The sequence below is a fragment of the Salinisphaera sp. PC39 genome (assembly GCF_040361335.1).
Classification (GTDB): domain Bacteria; phylum Pseudomonadota; class Gammaproteobacteria; order Nevskiales; family Salinisphaeraceae; genus APNM01.
This window is the reverse complement of record NZ_APNM01000015.1, coordinates 15,817-32,501: the sequence shown is the minus strand read 5'-3', so window position 1 is coordinate 32,501 and position 16,685 is coordinate 15,817. Positions and strand designations below refer to the sequence as shown.

Here is a 16,685-nt window from a genome sequence, read left to right as displayed (position 1 = left end):
TTCACGCCTCTGTGTCTCTGTGGTTGATTTTTAAAATCTGGCGACGCCGAAGGTGTTCGGGGTGACCTTGCGCGCCTCCGCCTCGCGGCAGATCGACAGCGTGTAGCCGAGCACGCGGCGGGTATCGCGCGGGTCGATCAGGCCGTCGTCGAACAGGCGCGCGGTGGCGGCCAGCGAATCGGATTCCGCCTCGAACTGGTCGATGATCTGCTGCTGCATCGCTTCGAGGTTCTTTTGGTCGATGTCCTGGCCGGCCTTGGCCATCTTCTCCTCGGTGATGATCGCCATCACCTTGGCGGCCTGCTCGCCGCCCATCACGCTGGTGCGGGAGTTGGGCCAGGCGAAGATGAAGCGCGGCGAGAAGCCGCGGCCGCACATGCCGTAGTTGCCGGCGCCGAAGGAGCCGCCGCAGACGATGGTGATCTGCGGCACGGTGGCGTTGGCCACGGCCTGGATCATCTTGGAGCCGTGCTTGACCATGCCGTTCTGCTCGGAGTCCGTGCCCACCATGTAGCCGGTGGTGTTCATCAGGAACACGATCGGCGTGTTGGACTGGCAGCAGAGCTGGATGAACTGGCCGGCCTTGTTGGCGCCCTTGGTGGTGATGGGGCCGTTGTTGCCGATGAAGCCGACGGTGTAGCCCTCGATCTTGCCGCGGCCGCAGATGGTCTGCTGGTCCAGGTCGGCCTTGAACTCCAGGAAGTCGGAGTCGTCCACCAGGCGTGCCACCACCTCGCGGATGTCGTAGGGCTTGGAGTAGTCCGCGGGCACCACGCCGCAGAGGTCGTCGATGTCGTAACGCGGCGGCTTGTAGTCGCGCACCGGCGGCGGCGTGTAGTAGTCGTTCCAGCCCAGTTCGCCCATGATCTCGCGAGCCAGCCGGATGCCGTCGACGTCGTTCTCGGCCAGGTACTCGGTGGTGCCGGCCTGGGTGCCGTGCATGTCGGCGCCGCCCAATTCCTCGTCGGTCGCGACCTCGCCGGTGGCGGCCTTGAGCAGCGGCGGCCCCGCCAGGAACACCTTGGCGTTGCCGCGCACCATCACCACGTGGTCGGACAGGCCGGGCATGTAGGCGCCGCCGGCGGTGGAGGAACCGTGCACCACCGTCACCTGCGGCAGGCCCGCGGCCGAATGCCGCGCCTGGTTGGCGAAGGTCTTGCCGCCGGGGATGAACAGTTCCGCCTGGTACAGCAGGTTGGCGCCGCCGGATTCGATCAGCGACACGATCGGCAGGTTGTTCTCCAGGGCGATGTCCTGGCAGCGCAGGGTCTTCTGCACGCCCCAGGGGGTCATGGTGCCGCCCTTGATCGCGCTGTTCGAGGCCGAGATCAGGCAGCGCACGCCGCGCACGTAGCCGATGCCGATGATGGTGTTGCCGCCGGCCAGCGAGCCGTCCTTGTCGTCGTGGTGCTTGTAGCCGCACAGGGTGGACAGCTCCAGGAACGGCGAGCCGTGGTCCAGCAGCAGGTTGACCCGCTCGCGCGGCAGGATCTGGCCGCGCTCGTGGTACTTGTCGCGCTTGGACTCCTCCGTGGCCCGGACCTTGGCCTCCACGTCGCGGAAGCGTTGGATCTCGGCCAGCATCTCCTCGCGGTTCCGCTGGAACTGCTCGGAATTGCGGTCGACATTGGACTCGATGACTGGCATTGCGGCGAATCTCTCTCTGTCTGTTCCGAATCGTCCCGCTGCCTCGGCCCGGGACCTCAGCCGTCGTCGCCGACCAGCGACGCCGGCGCCTTGTAGCGATGGAAGCCGTTGTAGGGCTTCGACCTGTCGTGATCCTGCAGCGGGTACATGCGGCTGTTGCAGGGCGCCCCGCCGTCCACCCGGATGCAGTCGCCGGTGATGAACGCGGCCCCGGGCGACAGCAGGAAGCACACCGCCGAGCTGACCTCCGCCTCGGTGGCCAGGCGCTTGAGCGGCACGCTGTCCTTGAGCCGCGGGATCATCGACTTCACGAACGGATCGGTATAGGTGTCGAGCCCGCTGGAGGCGACCCAGCCGGGGGCCACCGCGTTGACCCGCACGCCCGCCGGGGCCCATTCCACCGCCGCGGTCTGCGTGAGATTGAGCATGCCGGCGCGGGCGGCGCCGGAGTGCCCCATACCGGGCATGCCTTCCCACATGTCGGCGATGATGTTGACGATATTGCCGCCGCGCTTGTTCATGTGCTGGTTGAACAGCTCGCGCGCGACCAGGAAGCCGCCGGTGAGATTGGTGCGCACCACCGTCTCGAAGCCCTTGGCGCTGATCCCGGCCAGCGGCGAGGGGAACTGGCCGCCGGCGTTGTTGACCAGACCGTGGACCCCGCCGGTCCCGGCGAGGATCTCGCCGACGACGCGCTTGACGTCGTCCTCCTCGCGGATGTCCAGGACGTGGCGCGAGACGCTGCCGCCGTCCTCCTCGATCTCGGCGGCGACCGCGTCCAGCTTCTCCGCCTTGCGGCCGACGATCGCGACGTGAGCGCCCAGGGCGGCCAGCTCGTGGGCGATGCAACGGCCGATGCCGCTGCCGCCGCCGGTCACGACGTGGGTCTCCCCGGCGAACAGGCCCGGCTTGAAGACGGAATCGTATTTCATGGATTGATTTCTATTAACCACAGAGACACAGAGGACACAGAGTTACGTTGGCTAATACGGGAAGGCCAAGCCGGAAAGCTAGGCAGTATTGTTTCTTAACAGCCCGTCTTCTTCCTCCGTGCGCTCTGTGCCTCTGTGGTTAGTCTTCTTACTTGCTGATGGCCTCTTCCAGCTCCGGCAGCACCTTGAACAGGTCGCCGACCAGGCCGAAGTCCGCCACCTCGAAGATGGGGGCCTCGGGATCCTTGTTCACGGCGACGATGGTGCCGGCGTCCTTGATGCCGGCCAGGTGCTGGATGGCGCCGGAGATGCCGAAGCACATGTACAGCTCCGGGGCGATGATCTTGCCGGTCTGGCCCACCTGCATGTCGTTGGGCACATAGCCGGCATCCACCGCCGCGCGCGAGGCGCCCACCGCGGCGCCGATCTTGTCGGCGAAGTCGAACAGGATCTTGAAGTTCTCCTCGCTGCCCACGCCGCGGCCGCCGGAGACCACCTTGGGCGCGGTCTGCAGGTCCGGCCGGTCGCTGCCGTGGGTCTCCAGATCCACGAACCGGGTGTGCGAGGGCAGCTCGACATCCAGCGACAGCGCCTCGACCGGCGCGGCGTCGCCCTCGGCGACCGCCGGGTAGGAGGCGCAGCGCACCGAGGCGACCAGCACCTGGTTGTCCGGCGCCTTGACCGTGACCACGGCGTTGCCGGCGTAGATCGGGCGCTCGAACTCGTACGGCCCGTGCACCGCCATGATGTCGGTGACCATGGCCACGCCCAGCTTGGCGGCCACGCGCGGCATCAGGTCCTTGCCGAACGTGGTGTTCGGGCCCAGCACGTGGCTGTGGCCGCCCTGCTCGGCCGCGGCGGCGATCTGGGGCGCCAGGGTGGCGGCCATCGGATGCTCGTTCTCGGGGCGTTCCACGGTCAGGACCTTGGTCACGCCGTCCAGCTTGGCGGCGGCCTCGGCCAGCGACGCGGCGTCGTCCGCGAGCACCAGCACCTCGATCGACTCGGGCGAGAGGTCCTTGGCGCAGGCCACCGCGCGGGCGGTGGACGAGTTCAACTGCCCCTTCAGGTAGTCGGCGACGATCAGTACCTTGCTCATGATTAAATAAGCCCCTTGTCCTTCAGTTTCGACACCAGCTCCTCGACGGACTCGACCATGACGCCGGGCTCGCGCTGCGGCGGCGGCGCGGTCTTGACCGCTTCCAGCCCGGGGGCCGGCGTGACGCCCAGCTCGTCGAGGCTGCTGTCCTCGATCGGCTTCTTCTTGGCCTTCATGATGTCCGGGAGCTTGAGATAACGCGGCTCGTTAAGCCGCAGGTCGGTGGTGATGATCGCCGGCAGGTCGACCTCCAGGGTCTCCAGGCCCGCGTCGATCTCGCGCGTGACCTTGGCCTTGCCGTCCTCCAGCTCGACCTTGCCCGCGAAGGTGGCCTGCGGCCACTCCAGCAGCGCGGCGGTCATCTGGCCGGTCTGGTTGCAATCGTCGTCGATCGCCTGCTTGCCCAGGATCAGGACATCCGGGGATTCCTTCTCGGCCAGCGCCTTGAGGACATTGGCGGCGGTCAACGGCTGGATCTCGTCGTCGGTCTTGACGTGGATCGCGCGGTCGCAACCGAAGGCCAGCGCCGAGCGCAACTGCTCCTGGCAGGCGTCGGGACCGATGGTCACGGCGACCACCTCCTCGACCTTGCCCTGCTCCTTCCAGCGCATCGCCTCCTCGACCGCGATCTCGTCGAAGGGGTTCATGCTGTGCTTGACCCCCTCGTGGACCACGCCGGAGCCGTCCGACTTGATCTGGATGCGGACGTTGTAGTCGATCGCCCGCTTCACTGCTACGAGTACTTTCATCTCTCTCCTTCCTTCAAACTCCAACCGCGGAGGGCGCAGAGTATGCCGGTCCGGGGCGCTCGGGGACACCCTCGGCCGGCGCGGCCGCGACCGCGGTCACAAGGCCCTTGTCGTTCCGCTCTACATGGCGGAGTAGTTCGGGCCGCCACCGCCCTCGGGCGGCACCCAGGTGATGTTCTGGGCGGGGTCCTTGATGTCGCAGGTCTTGCAATGGACGCAGTTCGCGGCGTTGATCTGGAACCGCGGGTTGCCGTCATCGCCTTCCACGACCTCGTAGACCGCCGCCGGACAGTAGCGCTGCGCCGGCTCGTCGTACTCCGGCAGGTTGCGCTCGATGGGGATGCTCGGATCCGTGAGCTTCAGGTGTACCGGCTGGTCCTCCTCGTGCCCCGTGTTCGAGATGTGCACGGAGGACAGCTTGTCGAAGCTCAGCTTGTTGTCGTGCTTCGGGTACTCGATCTTGCGGCTCTCGGCGGCCGGCTTCAGGGCCTCGTGATCGGGCACGGTGTCGTGCAGGCGCCACGGCGCCTTGCCCCGGAACCAGTTCTGCTCGATGTAGTTGAGACCGCCGCCGACCACGGCGCCGAACTTGTGGATCGCCGGGCCGAAGTTGCGGCTGCGGTAGAGCTCGTCGTACAGCCAGCTCTTCTCGAAGGCCTCGGGATAGGCCTCCAGCACGTCGCCGCCCTCGCCGCCGGCGGCCAGGGCGTCGGCCACGGCCTCGGCCGCGAGCATCCCCGACTTCATCGCCGTGTGGTTGCCCTTGATCTTGGCGAAGTTCAGGGTGCCGGCGTCGCAGCCGACCAGGGCGCCGCCCGGGAACACCATCTTCGGCAGCGAGTTGAGGCCGCCCTTGCAGATGGCGCGCGCGCCGTAGGACAGGCGCTTGCCGCCCTCCAGGTGCTGCGCGATCCTGGGATGGTGCTTGAAGCGCTGGAACTCGTGGAACGGCGACAGGTACGGGTTCTGGTAGCTGAGGTCGACGATCAGCCCCACCGAGACGATGTTGTCCTCCAGGTGATAGAGGAACGAGCCGCCCGGATTGGCGTCGTCCAGCGGCCAGCCGGCACCGTGCACCACCAGGCCGGGCTCGTGTTTCCCGGGATCGATCTCCCAGAGCTCCTTGAGGCCGATGGCGTAATGCTGCGGATCGGCGTCGGCATCCAGCTCGTAGTGCCGGATCAGGCGCTTGCCGATGTGGCCGCGGCAGCCTTCCGCGAACAGGGTGTACTTGGCGCGCAGCTCGATGCCGGGGGTGTGCATGCCTTCCTTGGGCTCGCCCTGCTTGTCCACGCCCATGTCGCCGGTGAGGATGCCGCGCACGACGCCGTCCTCGATGATGGCGTCCTGGGCGGCGAAGCCCGGATAGATCTCCACGCCCAGGGCCTCGGCCTGCTCGCCGAGCCAGCGGCAGAGCTTGCCCAGCGAGATGATGTAGTTGCCCTTGTTGTGCATGGGCTTGGGCACGAAGGGATTGGGCGTCTTGATCGCCTTCTCCGGACCGCGGAAGAAATAGACCTCGTCCCGGGTCACGGGCGTGTTCAGGGGCGCGCCCTTGTCCTTCCAGTCCGGAAACAGCTCGTCCAGGGCCCGCGTCTCGAAGACCGCCCCGGAGAGAATATGGGCACCGACCTCGGAGCCCTTCTCCACGATACAGACCTCGATGTCGCCGCCCGCCTCGGCCGCCTTTTGTTTTAGTCGACAGGCCGCGGCGAGACCGGCGGGACCGGCCCCGACCACGACCACGTCATATTCCATGACATCGCGTTCGGTTTCGCTCATAGGATTTCGCTCACAGTTTCTCCGCGATCTCGCGTGGGACCGCTATCGGGAAATCAAGGAGCATTTGACCATAACACTTGCCCTGCGGATCTGCCCGGAGACTGGCGACGCCACCGCCGCCGAGAATCCGCGTCAACAGGAAGTTGAGGGCATTAATCCCAGGCAATTCAAAGCGATAGACCTGGCCCTTGAGAAGATGACTGAAATAGTCCGCAACCGCCTCCTCGGTCAACGCCGCGCGGATGTAGGGCAGGTATTCGGGCTTGCGGGCGATCACGCCGATGTTGCTGTCGTCGCCCTTGTCGCCGCTGCGGGCGATCGCGAGCCGGATCAACGGCACCTCGACGGCGTCGGCCGGCACCTCGGCGATCTCGCCGGGCGCGGCCGAGACCGGCGCCGGCGGCGCGCCCTCGCCCGCCGGAATCTCAATCTCGCGCGGGCCGTCGCCGCTGTCCACGGACACCGGCACCTCGGTCTTGCGCACCAGCGCCGAGTACAACCGCACGATGCGGCTGGGCTTGGGCCGGCCGGCGAAGTAGCCGGTGATGCCCGGCACCATGCCGGTGGCGGCCTGGGCGACCTCGGTGCCGAACAGCTTCAGCGCCTTCTCGTCCTCGTGGGTGACGGCGATCTTCACCATCACCTCGCGGGTATCGCGGCTGCGCGAGTGGGGGCCGTACATGGCCTCGCTGCCGATCGCCTCGACGTCGGCCTGCCGGTAGTCGGCGAAGCCCTTGTCCTTGAGCAGGCGGCGGTTCTTCTCCAGCAGCGCGTTCGCCACCCGCTCGGCCTTGGCCACGGCCTCGATACCGCCGACCATGAACAGCGCGGTCAGGCGGAAACCGTCGGGATAGGTGGCGGAAACCTTGTAACTGTCGGTCGGCGCGGTGCCGCGGGCGCCGGCCACGCGCACCACGTCCTTGTCGACCTGCTCCAGCGTGACCTCGCGCCAGTCGCAGACCACGTCGGGCAGGACGTAGGCGGCGGGATTGCCGATCTCGTAGAGCATCTGCTCGCCCACGGTGCCGACGGTGACCAGACCGCCGGTCTCCGGCGGCTTGGTGAGCAGGAAGCTGCCGTCGGCGGCGCACTCCGCGACCGGGAAGCCCATGTTTTCGTACTCGGGCACGTCCCGCCAGTCGGTGAAGTTGCCGCCGGTGGACTGGGCGCCGCACTCCAACAGATGCCCGGCGAGGCTGCCCGCGGACAGCAGGTCCAGGTCGGAGGCCGACCAGCCGAATTCGTGCATCAGCGGCCCCAGGGCCAGGGCGCTGTCCACGCAGCGGCCGGTGATGACCACGTCGGCGCCGTCGTCGAAGGCCTGCTTGATCGGCAGGGCCCCGAGGTAGGCGTTCATGCTCAGGAAGTTGTCCGGGCGCGGCTGCTCCGGATCCAGCGGCTTGAGGACATCCTCGCCCAGCTCGTCGCGGCGCGGCATCAGGTTGTCGCCGGTGACCACCGCGATCTTCAGCTCGACGCCGGCCTCTTCGCAGGCCTTCTGCAGCGCGTCGCGGCAGCCGTCCGGGTTCACCCCGCCGGCGTTGGTCACGATCTTGATGCCCTGCTTGGCGATCTCCGGCAGCAGCGGCGTCACCACCGGCACGAAGTCGCGCGCCCAGCCCATGCTCGCATCGCGCATGCGCTGCGCGGTGAGGATGGACATGGTGACTTCGGCCAGGTATTCGAGGAGGAGGTAGTCGAGTTCGCCCTTGCGGACCAACTGTCCCGGAGCCGTCTGCGTGTCGCCCCACATGGAGGCGCCGCCTCCGATTCGCACCGTCTTGGTCATGCCTGTCCCGTTTGTATGAGATTCGGATTCGGGATCGGCCCTTGGGCCGGCCGTGCCGGGCGACATTGCGTCCCCGTGCACGTCGTCATTCTCGGGCGGGCGGCCTTTCGCGTGTCGGCGATCGGACGGCCGCCGGCTGCCCGCGCAATTGTAGCCCGGACGGGGTGGCGGGCCACTACTCTGAAGGGTAGGTACCCACCCGTATGGTCAACCGGTGGCGGACGACCGGCGGGATTCGAGCTCGGCCAGGATCTCGTCGCTGTGCTCGCCCGGGGCCGGCGCCTCGCGCTCGACCCGGAACTCGAAGCCGTCGAGCTTGACCGGGCAGGCGAACTGCGGCTTGCCGTCGACCTGGCAGACCATGCCGCGGGCCCGGACCTGTTCGTTCTCCAGGGCTTCTTCCAGGGTCAATACCGGGGTGGCGCAGACGTCGTGGTCGGCCAGGTACTCGGCCCATTCGTCGCGCGTGCGCTGCGCGACGAGGTCGCGCACGGCCTCGCGGGTGGCCTCGGCATCGGGGCCGGTGCCGATGGGCATGCGGGCCAGATCCGGCCGTTCCACCGCCTGACAGAAACCGAGCCAGAACTTGGGCTCCAGGGCCCCGAGCGCCAGGTACTTGCCGTCCGCGCACTCGTAGACGTCGTAGTTGGGCAGCCCGCCGGAGAGCATGTCCTCGCCGCGCGGCCGGGTATGGCCGATCTGGCGCATCGTGCCCAGGGGCACCACCTGCATGGCGAGGGTGCCGTCGAGCATGGCGGAATCCAGGTAACCGCCCTGCCCCGTGGCCCGGGCCCGCATGACCGCGGCCAGGATACCGAAGGCCGCGGTCAGGGCGCCGCCGCCGAGGTCGGCGAGCTGGAAGTTGGACACGTCGGGCGGACCGCCGGCGCGGCCGCCCTGCTCCAGGTGGCCGGTGTAGCCGCGATAGTTGATGTCGTGGCCCGCCTTGTCCTTGTACGGGCCGGTGCGGCCGTAGCCGGTGATGGCGCAGTAGACCAGGGCCGGATTGACCGCCTTGAGGACGTCGTAGCCCACGCCCAGGCGCTCCATCACGCCCGGACGGAAACTCTCGACCAGGACCTCGGCGTCGGCCGCGAGCGCCTTGAGGCGCTCGCAGTCCTCGGCCTTGCGCAGGTCCAGGGTCAATCCCCGCTTGTTGCGGTTCACGGCCGCGAACATCTCGGCATTGAGGGTCCGCGTGTAATCGCCGGCCTGGTCGTCCTCGATCTTGATCACGTCCGCGCCCAGGTCCGCCAGGTACAGCGTGCACACCGGGCCCGGCAGCAACCGGGTCAGATCGAGGACGCGCAGTCCCGCGAGCGGCTTGCCCTGATCGTTATCCGCCATGACCGCCTCAGGCGTTCGCGGCCTTGGCGACTGCCGGCTTCTCGTTGCCCGCCGCCTCGGTGACCTCGGTCCGGTAGTAGTCCTCGGACTTGAAGACGTCCACCTGGATGGCCTCGTTGCGTGCCGCCTCGGCGGCGCGCAGCGTCTCCGCCTCGGCCGCGGTGATCACGCCGGCCTCGACGGCCGCCGCCACGGTCTCGGCGGGCGAACCCGCGGCGACCTTGCCGGCGCGCACGGCCTTGTAGACCTTGGCGCTGATCGGCTGCGCCTGGATCACCAGGCGCCAGGCCTTGTGCAGGCGGCCCAGACCGGGCTCGTCGTCCTGCGGCGTGGGCAGGCCGTCGACGATGCGCTCGAACTGCGCGCCCGGCTGCTGGATGGCGCCCGCCACCGCGCGATCGAGCTTGTCGCTCGGGCCGGTGGAGATCGGGTTCAGCCGCAGCCACAGGCGGCCGGGGTTGCGCAGGAGCCAGCCGATGACCGGCACGTCGAAGTTGGCGTAGATGCCCTCGAAGGCCTCCTGGACCTGCTGCAGGCTGTAGTCGAGGGCGTACTCGACCAGCGGCAGGTCCTCCTTGAGCCGGCCCTCGGCCTCCCAGCGCCGCAGGGTCGTGAACCCGAACAGCATCCAGGACAGGGCGTCAGCGTAACGGCCGGAGAGCTTGCCGCGCTGCTTGAGCTTGCCGCCGACCAGGAACATCGCCAGGTCGGTGAGCACCGCGAACCGGGCCGAGGCCCAGGCCAGGCGCCGGTAGTACTTGGCGGTCGGCCCCTTGACCGGGCTGCGGAAGCTCCAGCCGCGGGTGATGCCGCGGACCACGGTGCGCGCCATGTTCAGGGCGCTGTGGCCGAGCCAGCCCAGCAGCGACTTGCGGAAGCCGGCGACATCGTCCTCCTCCAATGTCTTGAGCACGTCCAGCGCGTACGGATGGCAGCGGGTCGCGCCCTGGCCGAAGATGATCAGGGTACGGGTGAGGATGTTGGCGCCTTCCACCGTGATGCTCACCGGCGCGCCCACGTAGGCGCCGGCCAGGGTGTTGTTCGGCCCCTGCATCACGCCCGCGCCCGCCAGCACGTCCATGCCGTCGATCGCCATCTTCTGGCCGACCTCGGTGGTCTGCTGCTTGAGGATGGCGGAGATCACCGGCGGCTGGTGGCCGTTGTCGACACCGGCACAGACGTAGACCCGGGCGGATTCCATGGCGTAGGCCAGGGCCGCGATGCGGGCGACGTTGGTACGCGGGCCTTCCATCAGGCCCACCGGGATGCCGAACTGCTCGCGCACGATGCTGTACGGGCCGGTGGCGTTGGCCGCGGCCTTGCAGGAGGCCACGCCCCCGGCCGGCAGCGACACGGCGCGGCCGCCGGAGAGCTGCTCCATGAGCATGCGCCAGCCCTGGCCGGCGCGCTCGTGGCCGCCCACGATGTTGGTCGCCGGCACCACCACGTCCTTGCCGTGGATCGGGCCGTTGTCGAACGCCGAGATCGGCAGGTGGTGGTCGCCCAGCTCCAGGCCCGGCGTGCCCTTGTGCAGCATCACCACGGTGATGCCGGGGTGCTCGCCCTTGCCCAGGAGGTTCTCGGGGTCGTGCAGGCTGGCGGCCAGGCTCACCAGGTTGGCCACCGGCGCCAGCGTGATGTAGCGCTTGGAGAAGTTCAGGCGGATCTTGATCTCGCCGTCGTCATCCTTGAACACCTGCCCCTCGGCGCGGATGGACGCGGCGTCGGAGCCCGCGGTGGGCTCGGTGAGGCCGAAGCACGGCACGTACTCGCCCTTGGCCAGCTTGGGCAGGTACTCGCGCTTCTGCTCCTCGGTGCCGTACTCGATCAGCAGTTCGGCGGCGCCCAGGGTGTTGGGGATCACGATCAGGCTGCCGACCGCGCCCAGGTGCGAGGTCTTCATCATCACCGTGGATCGGCCCAGGGTGGACATGCCGAACCCGCCGTACTCCTTGGGGATGATCAGGCCGAAGAAGCCCTTGTCGCGCAGGTACTGCCAGATCTCCTCGGGGATCCGGCGGGTCTCCTGGACGCGCCAGGTGTCCACCATGTGGCACAGCTCTTCCACCGGGCCGTCGATGAAGGCCTGCTCCTCGGGCGGAAGCTGGGGATAGGCCTCGGCCAGCATCTTGCTGAAGTCCGGGTTGCCGGAGAAGAATTCGCCGTCGACCCAGACGGAGCCCGCCTCCAGCGCCGCGCGCTCGGTGTCCGAGATCTGCGGCAGCATCTTGGCGTCCTTGAGGGTCTTCATGAGCTTGGCAAACATGGCGTTACCTCGTTGTCTTAAGTCATTGACCACAGAGTCACGGAGTGCACAAAGCCAGAGAGTCGAATACCAATACTTGAGTCTCTGTGTCCTCTGTGCCTCTGTGGTTCATCTTCATCGGGCCGGGAAGTTTTCGCCCTTCGCGGCCATGTCCTCCAGCAGCTTGGCGGGTTGGAAGCGCTCGCCGTAGGCGGCGGCCAGCTCCCGGGCCCGGGCGACGAACCGCTCGGTCCCGCCGATGCTGTTGATGTACTGTATTGTACCCCCGTGGAAGGGGGCGAAGCCCCAACCGAAGATACTGCCGATGTTGGCGTCCGCCACCTCGGTGACCACGCCCTCCTCGACGCACCGGGCCGTCTCGTTGGCCTGGGCGAACATCATGCGGTCGATCATCTCCTGCTGGGAGAGCTGCTTGTCGGCCAGCGGGAAATGCTCGGCGAGGCCCGGCCAGAGATGCTTCTTGCCGTTCTCCGGGTACTCGTAGAAGCCCTTGCCGGCCTTCTTGCCCGGCCGGTCCAGCTCCTCGACCATCTTACGGATGACCGCATCCGCGGGATGCGGCTTGTATTCCTTGCCCTCGGCTTCCATGTCCTTGCGGGTCTGCTCCATCACGTGCAGGCCCAGGGACAGCGACACCTCGTCCTCGAGCGCCAGCGGTCCCACCGGCATGCCGGCCTTGAGGCCCGCCTGCTCGATGGCGCGCGGATGCTGGCCTTCGGCGAGCAGGGCCACGCCCTCCATCACGTAGGTGCCGAAGCAGCGCGAGGTGTAGAAGCCGCGGGAGTCGTTGACCACGATCGGCGTCTTCTTGATCTGCTGCACGTAGTCGAACGCCCGCGCCAGGGTCTCGTCGTCGGTCTGCTCGCCGACGATGATCTCGACCAGCGGCATCTTCTCCACGGGCGAGAAGAAATGGATGCCGATGAACTGGTCCGGCCGGCTGCTGCGCTTGGCCAGACCCGTGATCGGCAGGGTGGAGGTGTTGGACCCGAAAACCCCCTTCGGGTCCATCACCGCCTCGGTCTCCTCCGTCACCTTGCCCTTGAGCTCCCGATCCTCGAACACGGCCTCGATCACCAGATCGCAGCCCTCGAGATCGTTCGCGTCCCCGGTCGGCAGGATCCGGTCCAGCAGCTCGCGCTTTTTCTGCGGCGTGGAACGGCCCCGCTTGATGGCCTTGTCCTCGAGATTCTCGGAATAGGCCTTGCCGCGCTCCGCGGCCTCCTGGTCGACGTCCTTGAGGACCACCTGGATGCCGACCTTCGCCGAGACATAGGCGATGCCGGCCCCCATCATGCCGGCGCCCAGCACGCCCAGCTTCTTCACCTGGGTGCGTTCGTGGCCGTCCGGCCGCGACTCACCCCTGTTGATCTTGTTGAGCTGGTACCAGAGGGTGCCGATCATGTTCTTGGCCTCGCGCGAGACCACGAGCTCCGCGAAATAGCGGCTCTCGATCTTGCACGCGGTATCGAAATCCACCAGGCCGCCCTCGAACACCGCCGACATGATGTTCAGCGGCGCCGGGTAGTTGCCGTGGGTGCGCTGGTTCAGCATCGACGGCGCGATCGCCCACATCTGGCCGTTGGCGGGGCTCCGGGAATCGCCGCCGGGCCACTTGAAGCCCTTCTTGTCCCAGGGCTGGGCCGGCTTGGCCTTGCTCTCGATCTGGCCGGCGACCCACTTGCGGGCGCGGGCTAGGAGGTCGTCGACGTCGGATGCGAGCTCGTCGATGATGCCCTTTTCCAGGGCCTTGTCCGGGCGCAGCTCCTTGCCCTCGTTGAGCAGGGGCAGCGCCGCCTGGATGCCGATCAGGCGCGGCAGCCGCTGGGTGCCGCCACCGCCCGGCAGCACGCCCAGCTTGACCTCGGGCAGCCCGATCTTGAGCTTGGGCGAATCCACCGTGATGCGATAGTGGCAGGCCAGCGCCATCTCCAGGCCGCCGCCCAGGGCGGAGCCGTTCAGCGCCGCCACCACCGGCTTGCCGCAGGTCTCGAGGCGCCGGAGCATGGCCTTGTACTCGTCCGCCAGCCGCAGGGCGTCGGCCGGCTCGGTGATCTCGTAGAGGCCGTCGATGTCGGCGCCGACCAGGAAGTCGCGCTTGGCCGACGTGAGGATCACGCCGGTCACCGACTCGTCCTCCTCGATGCGCCGGATCAGCGCGGCGAAGGGCTCGGAGAGCTGGTCGTTGAGGACGTTGGCGCTGCGGCCGGGCATGTCCAGCGTGATCACCAGGACGCCGTTGTCGTCCTGGGTCACCTTGATCGCTTCCCCGGCGACCTTGTCCAGCTCGGGGGCATTCGATTCCATATTCGCTGCCATTGCTTAACTCCTAATTCGTTAACCACAGAGGCACAGAGAACACAGAGACTTAAAGCGTTGTTTTGATAAACAACATTAATATTTATTCTTCTCTGTGTGCTCTGTGACTCTGTGGTTTGCTGTTTCTTGCTAGACCCGCTCGATGACGGTCGCGATGCCCATGCCGCCGCCCACGCAGAGCGTGATCAGGGCCCGCTCCTTGTCCTGACGCTCCAACTCGTCGAGCACGGTGCCCAGGAGGATGGCGCCGGTGGCGCCCAGCGGGTGGCCCATGGCGATGGCGCCGCCGTTGACGTTGACCTTGTCCAGGTCGATGTCGAGATCGCGGACGGCGCGCAGGACCACCGCCGCGAAGGCCTCGTTGATCTCGAACAGGTCGATGTCCTTGGCGGTCATGCCGGCCTTGTCCAGCGCCTTCTTGGAAGCCGGCCCCGGGCCGGTGAGCATGATCGTGGGGTCGGTGCCGGTCACGGCGGTCGACACGATGCGACCACGCGGCTTGAGACCCAGATCCTTGCCCTTCCGCTCGCTGCCGACCAGCACCAGGGCGGCGCCGTCGACGATGCCGGAGGAATTGCCGGCGTGGTGGACGTGATCGATGCGCTCCACGGTCGGGTATTTCGCCATCGCGGTGTCGTCGAAGCCCATCTGACCCATCTGCTCGAACGAAGGCTTGAGCCCGGACAGGCTCTCCACACTGGTGTCCGGCCGGATGGTTTCGTCGACGTCCAGCACCACCAGGCCGTTGACGTCCTTCACCGGCACCACGGACTTGCCGAAGCGGCCCTCGTCGCGGGCCTGCGCGGCCAGGCGGTGCGAACGGGTGGCGTAATCGTCCACGGTGGCGCGATCGAAGCCCTCCATGGTGGCGATCAGGTCGGCGCCGATGCCCTGCGGGGCGAAGCCCATGGCGTCGTTCACGCGCGGGTCCATCGCCATCGCGCCGCCGTCGCTGCCCATCGGCCAGCGCGACATCGACTCCACGCCGCCGGCCACGACCAGGTCCTCCCAGCCGGACTTGACCTTCATGCCGGCGAGATTGACCGACTCCAGGCCCGAGGCGCAGAAGCGGCTCTGGGTGACGCCGGCGACCTTCTCGTCCCAGCCCGAGTACAAGACCGCGGTACGCGCGATGTCGGCGCCCTGCTCGCCCACCGGGGTGACGCAGCCGAGCACCACGTCGTCCACCTGGCTGGTGTCGAGGTCGTTGCGCTCCCGGACCGAATCGAAGAGGTTGCGCAGCAACTGCACCGGCGAGACCTGGTGCAGGGAGCCGTCGCGCTTGCCCTTGCCGCGCGGGGTGCGCACGGCGTCGTAGATGAAGGCTTCAGACATGATCGTTTCCCGTTGTCGCAGTGGGTAACGTTTATTACGTTTCCGTTTGCCCGTGAATCCGTATCGATCGGGGGATTGGCACGCTAATCCAAGCGGGCTCAAAAATCAACCTGCATTAGAGTCAATGCCAGTGCCGATTTGATCCCTCCGTTATTTCGGTTATCATCGCTCGCTCGCAACGGGCACGAGCCCGTAACAGATATTACGGCATGGTCCGGAACAAAGGCCCAGGAAATCCCATGAACGCAACGGAACAACGCGAGCAGATCCTGGCGGGAATGGACCCCGACACCCGCCGCCGGATCGAGGAGGCGGTGCTCCAGCTTTTCTCGCAGCAGGAATTCCACCGCGTGAAGCTGATCGACATCGCCACCGCGGCCCAGGTGAGCCTGCAGACGATCTACAAGTACTACGGCAGCAAGGAAACCCTGCTGTTCACGAGCCTGGACGCCTGGCTGGGCGATCTCGCCCGGCGCATGATCGACCATCTGCAGGGCATCGAGAACTACAAGGATCGGCTGCGCAAGGTGTTCTGGCTGATGCTGGACTACTTCGAGAACAACCCGCAGGTCGCCCAGATCATCATGAGCTCGGTCTATCTGAACACCTGGCGCCGGGACGACACCTTCCGCCAGCCCGAACTGATGTCGATCTTCCTCAAGGTCCTCGGCGAGGGGCGCGCCCAGGGCGTGTTCAACGACGAGGTGGACGAGAAGGACCTGCTGGACTTCTTCCTGGGCGTGGCCACCCGCAAGATCACCATGTGGCTGGTGCGCGGCGGCAACGAGCCGCTGGCGCAGAAGGCCCCGATCCTGTTCGAGATGCTGTGGCGGGCCATCGCCCGCGATGATTCGCGGGCGCGGGAGTGGAACGCGGCCGTGAACGAGGCGGCGGCTTCCTGATCCCTGCAGCCCGCCTGACCGCAAACGTCATCCCCTCTCCCCCTCGGGGAGAGGGTCGGGGTGAGGGGGACTGAGCAGCCCCGGCGCCAGGGCGATGCTGAAAAAGAACTAGCCTGTCCCTTTCAGCACGCCGTGACCGGCGCAGATCCGGTCTCGGCCACGCCCGATCAAGCACTTACGTCCTCGACCGGCGGCGGGACATGAAACCACAGAGGCGCACGGAGGCGCGCAGAGGTTCTTGATGGCCGCTTGCCGAGGCGCTTCCCGGAAGAAAGAATCCACAGATTACGCCGATGGACGCAGATTCAAGAGCAGCCCTAATCAATCTGCGTTAATCGGCGTTCATCTGCGGATAAACAAATACCCTGGCTCGGCACGGCGCCGACCGCGCAGCGCCCCGGCGACCGAATTACCGGGTTATCCGCCTCTGCCGCTTGAAAACCGTGATCGGGTCCGGGGCAGGCTTCTTTGCGGCGTCCGGGACGACAGTCATTTCCCTCTGTGTGCCTCCGCGCGCC

General features: G+C 67.2%; 11 protein-coding genes. 1 reads left to right on the top strand and 10 read right to left on the bottom strand.

From position 1 onward, the window contains the following. Nucleotides 1-30 precede the first annotated feature (30 nt). From PC39_RS13530 to PC39_RS13485, 10 genes are all read right to left on the bottom strand, one after another. On the bottom strand, nt 31-1,647 hold the full coding sequence (locus PC39_RS13530) for an acyl-CoA carboxylase subunit beta (protein ID WP_353253933.1): 1,617 nt from the start codon (nt 1,645-1,647) through the stop codon (nt 31-33). A 56-nt stretch (nt 1,648-1,703) separates the two neighbouring features. Beyond that, entirely contained in the window at nt 1,704-2,579 is an 876-nt protein-coding gene (locus PC39_RS13525; protein ID WP_353253932.1) for an SDR family oxidoreductase, read from the bottom strand. Nucleotides 2,580-2,727: 148 nt separating this feature from the next. Beyond that, on the bottom strand, nt 2,728-3,678 hold the full coding sequence (locus tag PC39_RS13520; RefSeq protein ID WP_353253931.1) for an electron transfer flavoprotein subunit alpha/FixB family protein: 951 nt from the start codon (nt 3,676-3,678) through the stop codon (nt 2,728-2,730). Between the two features lie 2 nt (nt 3,679-3,680). After that, on the bottom strand, nt 3,681-4,427 hold the full coding sequence (locus PC39_RS13515; RefSeq protein ID WP_353253930.1) for an electron transfer flavoprotein subunit beta/FixA family protein: 747 nt from the start codon (nt 4,425-4,427) through the stop codon (nt 3,681-3,683). A 120-nt stretch (nt 4,428-4,547) separates the two neighbouring features. Next, nucleotides 4,548-6,209 (bottom strand): electron transfer flavoprotein-ubiquinone oxidoreductase, encoded by a 1,662-nt coding sequence (locus PC39_RS13510; RefSeq protein ID WP_353253929.1) that lies wholly within the window; start codon nt 6,207-6,209, stop codon nt 4,548-4,550. 10 nt (nt 6,210-6,219) lie between these two features. Then, nucleotides 6,220-7,998 (bottom strand): acyclic terpene utilization AtuA family protein, encoded by a 1,779-nt coding sequence (locus PC39_RS13505; RefSeq protein ID WP_353253928.1) that lies wholly within the window; start codon nt 7,996-7,998, stop codon nt 6,220-6,222. A 207-nt stretch (nt 7,999-8,205) separates the two neighbouring features. Continuing rightward, complete coding sequence (locus PC39_RS13500) at nt 8,206-9,345, bottom strand: CaiB/BaiF CoA transferase family protein (RefSeq protein WP_353253927.1); 1,140 nt, start codon at nt 9,343-9,345, stop codon at nt 8,206-8,208. Between the two features lie 7 nt (nt 9,346-9,352). Beyond that, nucleotides 9,353-11,611, bottom strand: coding sequence for an acyl-CoA dehydrogenase (locus PC39_RS13495; RefSeq protein ID WP_353253926.1), 2,259 nt, complete (start codon nt 11,609-11,611; stop codon nt 9,353-9,355). Between the two features lie 114 nt (nt 11,612-11,725). After that, nucleotides 11,726-13,918 carry a 3-hydroxyacyl-CoA dehydrogenase NAD-binding domain-containing protein gene (locus tag PC39_RS13490; RefSeq protein WP_502950885.1) on the bottom strand — a complete coding sequence of 731 codons (2,193 nt, stop codon included), beginning with the start codon at nt 13,916-13,918 and terminating at the stop codon, nt 11,726-11,728. A gap of 141 nt (nt 13,919-14,059) precedes the next feature. Then, complete coding sequence (locus tag PC39_RS13485; RefSeq protein WP_353253924.1) at nt 14,060-15,265, bottom strand: acetyl-CoA C-acetyltransferase; 1,206 nt, start codon at nt 15,263-15,265, stop codon at nt 14,060-14,062. A gap of 239 nt (nt 15,266-15,504) precedes the next feature. Between PC39_RS13485 and PC39_RS13480 the strand changes: the two genes are divergently transcribed. Then, on the top strand, nt 15,505-16,167 hold the full coding sequence (locus PC39_RS13480) for a TetR/AcrR family transcriptional regulator (RefSeq protein WP_353253923.1): 663 nt from the start codon (nt 15,505-15,507) through the stop codon (nt 16,165-16,167). Nucleotides 16,168-16,685: the final 518 nt, after the last annotated feature.

What these genes read in the sequence shown, in the direction of transcription:
- PC39_RS13530 (WP_353253933.1), bottom strand. Translation starts at nt 1,647, where the DNA reads ATGCCAGTCATCGAGTCCAATGTCGACCGCAATTCCGAGCAGTTCCAG.
- PC39_RS13525 (WP_353253932.1), bottom strand. Translation starts at nt 2,579, where the DNA reads ATGAAATACGATTCCGTCTTCAAGCCGGGCCTGTTCGCCGGGGAGACC.
- PC39_RS13520 (WP_353253931.1), bottom strand. Translation starts at nt 3,678, where the DNA reads ATGAGCAAGGTACTGATCGTCGCCGACTACCTGAAGGGGCAGTTGAAC.
- PC39_RS13515 (WP_353253930.1), bottom strand. Translation starts at nt 4,427, where the DNA reads ATGAAAGTACTCGTAGCAGTGAAGCGGGCGATCGACTACAACGTCCGC.
- PC39_RS13510 (WP_353253929.1), bottom strand. Translation starts at nt 6,209, where the DNA reads ATGAGCGAAACCGAACGCGATGTCATGGAATATGACGTGGTCGTGGTC.
- PC39_RS13505 (WP_353253928.1), bottom strand. Translation starts at nt 7,998, where the DNA reads ATGACCAAGACGGTGCGAATCGGAGGCGGCGCCTCCATGTGGGGCGAC.
- PC39_RS13500 (WP_353253927.1), bottom strand. Translation starts at nt 9,345, where the DNA reads ATGGCGGATAACGATCAGGGCAAGCCGCTCGCGGGACTGCGCGTCCTC.
- PC39_RS13495 (WP_353253926.1), bottom strand. Translation starts at nt 11,611, where the DNA reads ATGTTTGCCAAGCTCATGAAGACCCTCAAGGACGCCAAGATGCTGCCG.
- PC39_RS13490 (WP_502950885.1), bottom strand. Translation starts at nt 13,918, where the DNA reads ATGGAATCGAATGCCCCCGAGCTGGACAAGGTCGCCGGGGAAGCGATC.
- PC39_RS13485 (WP_353253924.1), bottom strand. Translation starts at nt 15,265, where the DNA reads ATGTCTGAAGCCTTCATCTACGACGCCGTGCGCACCCCGCGCGGCAAG.
- PC39_RS13480 (WP_353253923.1), top strand. Translation starts at nt 15,505, where the DNA reads ATGAACGCAACGGAACAACGCGAGCAGATCCTGGCGGGAATGGACCCC.